Raw genomic sequence first — 5,179 nt, 5'->3', positions numbered from 1 at the left:
AGCCGCCACAGCCTGCCGGTGGCACCCGACCTGGTGCAGCGGCGCTTCAACCCCGAGGCACCCAACCAGCTGTGGAGTGGAGACATCACCTACATCGCCACAGACGAGGGCTGGCTGTACCGGCTGGCCATTGGCGTCACAATCCTGCCCGATCACCACATAACCGCCGCCGAGGTTTTCGAAGTCGTTGGCGAAGGCGCACACGGTACGGATGATCGGGTCCGGATTCCACCCGGCCTTGTACTCGATGCGCTCGCCCTCAACCGTGCGCTGGCTCAGCAGGTCATTCAGGTTGATCGGAAGTTTGCCCATATTTATTCGTCTCCCGCCAGACCAGCCGCCGACCAGAAATGGTCGAAGTCATCGCCCACACCCCAGCCAACGTTTTGCCCCAACTGGCGCACCCGGTCGAGCCTGGCTAGGAATGCCGCCTGCTGCGCAGCGGGCAAGGCGAGCACGTATTTCAGCGCCTGTTCGAACATCCGCACCAGCGAGTCATAAAAGCCCTCGTCGTCAATGCCGCAACCGGCCAGAAAGTCGAACACCTCTTCGCAATAGAACACGGTGAGTTCTGCCAGACCCTCGGGTCGGCCCAGTGCCTTCTTGTAATCGCTGATGGCCTTCTTGGCCTTGGCTACAGAGATCGGGTTGCGAAAGTCAGGAGGGTTGATCCATCGGATGATCACATCCTTGTACGGCTCCAGCGGGTCGTCGCCCAGGCCAAAACGAGCGTGCAAAAACGCCTTGTTGTCGCGGCTGGCGGCGTAGAGGTCTTGCACCAGCTTGACCAGGCCAGCGTGGTCCAACTCCGCCAATCGGGCCTTGACGTCGCTCCAGCGGGGCGTGCTTTTGTCGGTCGTCACTCTCGATTCCTCTTCTTGTCGGGCTCGGGCAGAGTCTTGGCGGCATCTTCCAGGGCCCGTACGTGGAACTCGGCGCCTTCGGCCTCCAGCAGCGCCCGCCGCTGGGCGGCATAGCGCTCGTAATTGTGCTCTGCATGGTCGTCGGCCTGCCATTTGGATACCCGCCAGGCGCAGTCCAGCACCTGGCGCTCATTGAAGGCCAGAAAGGCATCCAGCCGCTCGGCCCAGTCCTTCAGGAAGATCTGCTTGCGGCGCCGCGCCTGGTCTTCGGCGAAGTCCAGCCACATCGTCACGACGCGGTTGAGCTCGTCGATTTCGGGCTCGTGCAGGTAGTTCTTGGCCACCGTCACGTCGGCTTTCTGCACGCTGCCGGATTTCCAGGTGGTGAGGCCCATACTAGGGCGGCGGGCGTCGGCACGCTCGCCAATCAGTTCGGCCGCCGTCTTGCCGGTGACGGCGAAATGCAGCTTGTTCTGGATGACCTGGAAGAACTGCGTGGTCTGGGGCAGCGTCGGCGCGTAGTCGGCCGCCATGGCGAAGATCTCGCGCACCCGCAGGTACATGCGGCGCTCGCTGGCCCGGATATCGCGGATGCGGGCCGGCAGATCGTCGAAGCGGTCCGGCATGGCCGAGTCGGCGATGGGCGGGTTCTTCAGCCGCTCGTCGTCCAGCGTGAAGCCCTTGACCAGGTACTCGCGCAGACGCTCGGTGGTCCAGCGGCGGAACTGTGTGCCACGCGCGGAGCGCACGCGGTAGCCCACGGCCAGGATGGCGTCGAGGTTATAGAACCTGACGCTGCGCCGGACCTGCCGCCCCCCTTCCGACCGAACTTGTAAGTAGCGCTTACAGGTTGCCGCCTCCGAGACTTCCCCCTCCGCGTAGATCGCCTTCAGGTGCAGCGTGATGTTCTGCGGCGAGGTCTGGAACAACTCGACCATCATGGCCTGCGACAGCCACAGGGAGTCCTCGGCGAAGCGGCACTCCACCCGGGTGCGGCCGTCCTCGGTTTCGTAGAGCAGCAGTTCGCCGGGGGGCGGGGTGGGGGTCATGTCGGGCCGTCCATCGTGCGGGGGCCTGCCTCAGCGCAACCCGTAGAAGGTTTCGATGCTCTCGGTGAGCCCCTCCTCCAGCTGCCGCGTGCTGTCAAAACGCAGCTGCTGCCAGCTCTTGAGGTTGAAACCGATGTCGCTTTCCAGCTCGTCGCCGCGCGTCTTCTTGTCGGCGATGAGGATGAAGTTCTCTTGCGCCTGGCCCTTGCCCCGGTTCAGCCCCATGAGGTAGCCGATCTCGTGGTAGACGTTGCGGTTGCCAAAGCTCAGGTCGGCGATCAACAGCCCGCAGCCCTCAATCACCTTCAGGATTTCGTCGTCGATGGTGTAGCTGTGGCCCTTGTTGAACTGGTCGATGCGAATCTCGCGCAGCCGGATGTCGAGTTGGTGCTTGTCGTTGATCTGGCGCACCGTCTTCTTGATGGTCTCGAAGGTTTCCTTCGTTTCCTCGCGGAAGGCCATGGAGATGAAGATCTGGCGCTGGCGCGCGGTGAGCACGCTCTCGAACACGTCCACCAGGCTTGCCGCGTCCACCGCCTGTGTGCGGCCCAGGTGGTAGTGGTAGCCCAGGCCGCGGGTGGTGGTGGCCGGGCTCAGGCGGTCGATGCGGTTGGTTTCGATCCAGCGGGCAAAGGCCGCGAGTTGCCGCCCCTCGTTCTTGAGCGCGAAGTAGACGAAGGCCGTCAGCACCCCGTGGCAGCCCGCCTCGCGCAGCGCCACGCGGGACGGCTCGGCGTAGTGCGCGTTGACGGCGATCAACGCTTGGCGGATGCGATCCACCTCGCCCTGCAAACGCGCGGCTTCGGCCTCGCTGGCCACCGCCTGCTTGGCCATGAGGAACTGCGTCAGCCCCAGGGCCAGCGTGTGCCGGTTCTCGAAGTGTTGGCTCAGGCCCCCCAGGAAATCGGCCTGGAACTGCGGCAACAGGTGGCGCGCCAGCCAGTAGGCCGGGCCGAAGCTCGGGCGGGTGAGCAAGTCCTCGTCGCTGAACAGGGCGCCCTCGCCGGTTTGCAGGATCAGGCGCAGGTTCTCCTCCGAGGTCAGCGGGATTTGCTTGGCGTTGATGTTGTGGAAGACCACCTTCTCGAAGCGCTGCTTTTCGGTCGGGTCCTGATGCAGCACGAGGCAGAACGGCGTCTCCAGACCCCAGGCGGCATCACCGGGCTTGAGGTCGCGCGCCGCGCTCAGGCGGTGGTTGCCGTCGATTCGGAACAGCCGCAGCCCATCGTCGCGCCCGAGCTGTTCCTCGGGGATCTCCAGATAGGCCAGCGTGGGCGCGGCGCTGCCGCCCACCACCTCCAGCCCCTTGGGCAGCTTGGTCTTGACCACGCGCACGGCCAGCCCGTCCACGTTGGACTTGAAGGCCTTGCCGGCGTGCAGGTCGGCCAGTGCCTGCACCTCCCTGGCCCGGCCCCGGGCCTTGGCGTAGTCGTAGGCCAGCGCGGCCGACAGCACCACCTCGGGGAAAAACAGAAACTGCCGGTCGGCCAGGAACTGTTCGATCTCGCTGCGGTGGGTTTCGATCAGGTTGCGCTGATAGGCCGGGTCGAAGCGCGAGCAGCGCGCCAGCTCGCCCAGCGGCGCCACACCGCGGATGACGGTGAAGCCGCCCAGCGAGGTGTGCAGGATGCCGGAGAGGATCATGCCGGGGCTCCCTGGAGCAGTTGTTGTTCGAAGCGTTCGCGGGCTTGCTGCCAGAGGGTTTCGGCGTGCTGCTCCAACGCGTCAGCTTTTTCGCTGCGGGAGATCGCTTCATCGACGATGCGCGTCTGAATGCGCTTGTCAGGCAATGGCACCACGATGTTGGCCAGTTCGTCTTGAGTAATCGCGGGATAGTTGCCGCCACTGGCGCGCCGCAGCATTTGCTGCAATGAATAGCTCAACCTCAGGACCACCCACAAGAAAGCGGCAGTGGTGCAGTCACTGACCTGACGGATGACCGAAAAGCCGGTCGATGCAACACAGCCCGCGTGCTCCGGGCCGAGCAGCGCGATTGACCCGTGATGGGGGCGAGTCAAACTGACGATCAAGTCGCCGGGTTGAACGGCCATGCGCGCGCGACTTGGCGCCTCTTCAGTGCGCACTTCCACAGCGACCGCCTTTCCGCGTCTGCGGTCGACACCGCTGATCTCGATATAGCGAAACGTCGGATCGGGATGATCGCCTGGCGACCAGGTATCCGAGGAGAAAACGGCAACATCCCCGACCCGGACATGGGGGACGGACGTGATCGCCCGTTCGATCTCGATGAACGCCGGTGAGTGATGGAATGGATCGAGACGCTTCAAAGCGCTGCCCGCTCGGACGGCGAAGGCCTTGCGCTGAACAGGGTTTGCCTGTCTGACGCCCATGGTGTCGAGCGCCCAGGCTTCAAAGCGGGCAAGCAGTTCCTCCGCCTCCGCCAGCGCCCGATCCCGCTCGGCGCGGGCGGCGTCGAGTTCGGCGACAAGTCGTGCCTCAGATGCCCCCAGGTCCGGAATGACGATTCGCCCGACACTCTCCTGCGTGACAACCTTTTGCAGACCGCCGCGACTGTCACGTAGGAGCTGCACTCTCCCGGGTTGTGAGTTCAAAAACTCGGCAATGAATCGAGCCCGCTGTCGATGCAATCCCTTTAGGCGCAGTCGCAGGGTGTTATCGGAAAACGATGCGGGCGCCTCATCTTCATAGACAGCAAACTGCCCAAGACCGCCGACACGCCCGGTCAGCAAGTCACCAGCCTCCAACACGCGGTCAGTATCGGCGAGGACCTGCACCTTGGTCGGAAGCAACCTCCCATCCTGAATGTGCCCGACCTCGTATGCTGGTATGCCGCACTCGCAAACACGAGGTGGTACGGGGCGCCCAGAGTCAATGAAGTCGATCAGGTCAGAAACGGCATGTACCGTTCCTAGGCGCCGGAGCACCTCGGCGTAGTCGGGTACCGAGTGATATCCAGGATCGAGCCGTCTCTCGCAGTCCCCCCGCCTCACCGCAAAGCAAACCGCTTGCCCTGCGGGGACGGGGGTCAGACGAAAAAAGGTTCGGGGCTTGTCTTGAAGGCCGCGTACTGGCCCAGCAGGCCGCTGCCGGGGATGACCTCGCGGTGGCGCTCGCTCCAGCGCCCGGGCTTCTTGCCCTCGCCGGGCACCCAGTCGAAGCTCACTTTCCAGTCGAACAGGTCGCAGCGCTGGCGCTCCACGCGGCTCTGCTCGGGCACCTCACTCAACACCTCCACCTGGTAGGTGGTGCGGCCGGTGGCGTCGTAGCCGATGTTCTCGGCCATGG

Annotated in this window: 5 protein-coding genes and 1 pseudogene; 1 reads left to right on the top strand and 5 read right to left on the bottom strand. The window is 64.4% G+C overall.

Going from position 1 to position 5,179, the window contains the following annotated elements; translation table 11 throughout:
- A pseudogene (locus ACK4ZD_RS15125) lies at positions 1–120 on the top strand (IS3 family transposase); the annotation flags it as partial.
- Positions 121–314: 194 nt separating this feature from the next.
- Here ACK4ZD_RS15125 and ACK4ZD_RS15120 read toward each other — a convergent pair.
- The 5 genes from ACK4ZD_RS15120 to ACK4ZD_RS15100 all read right to left on the bottom strand — a co-directional run.
- Positions 315–863: a hypothetical protein gene (locus tag ACK4ZD_RS15120; RefSeq protein ID WP_409663923.1), complete on the bottom strand. Its 549-nt coding sequence runs from the start codon at positions 861–863 to the stop codon at positions 315–317.
- Positions 860–1,912, bottom strand: a complete 1,053-nt coding sequence (locus tag ACK4ZD_RS15115) for a virulence RhuM family protein (RefSeq protein ID WP_409663921.1) — start codon at positions 1,910–1,912, stop codon at positions 860–862. The genes ACK4ZD_RS15120 and ACK4ZD_RS15115 overlap by 4 nt, the downstream gene beginning before the upstream one ends.
- A gap of 30 nt (positions 1,913–1,942) precedes the next feature.
- The gene (locus tag ACK4ZD_RS15110; RefSeq protein ID WP_409663918.1) at positions 1,943–3,556 is read right to left on the bottom strand and encodes a hypothetical protein; all 1,614 of its coding nucleotides are present in this window, start codon (positions 3,554–3,556) and stop codon (positions 1,943–1,945) included.
- Positions 3,553–4,683, bottom strand: coding sequence for a restriction endonuclease subunit S (locus tag ACK4ZD_RS15105; protein WP_409663915.1), 1,131 nt, complete (start codon positions 4,681–4,683; stop codon positions 3,553–3,555). Before ACK4ZD_RS15105 ends, ACK4ZD_RS15110 begins: the two co-directional genes overlap by 4 nt.
- 236 nt (positions 4,684–4,919) lie before the next feature.
- Positions 4,920–5,179 (bottom strand): hypothetical protein (locus ACK4ZD_RS15100; RefSeq protein WP_409663912.1); only part of this gene is annotated, 260 nt, incomplete at its 5' end.

Source organism: Caldimonas sp. (assembly GCF_046291045.1).
In the GTDB taxonomy this organism is placed as follows: domain Bacteria; phylum Pseudomonadota; class Gammaproteobacteria; order Burkholderiales; family Burkholderiaceae_C; genus Caldimonas.
The sequence above is the reverse complement of the archived record's forward strand: the minus strand, read 5'-3'. Positions and strand labels throughout refer to the sequence as shown.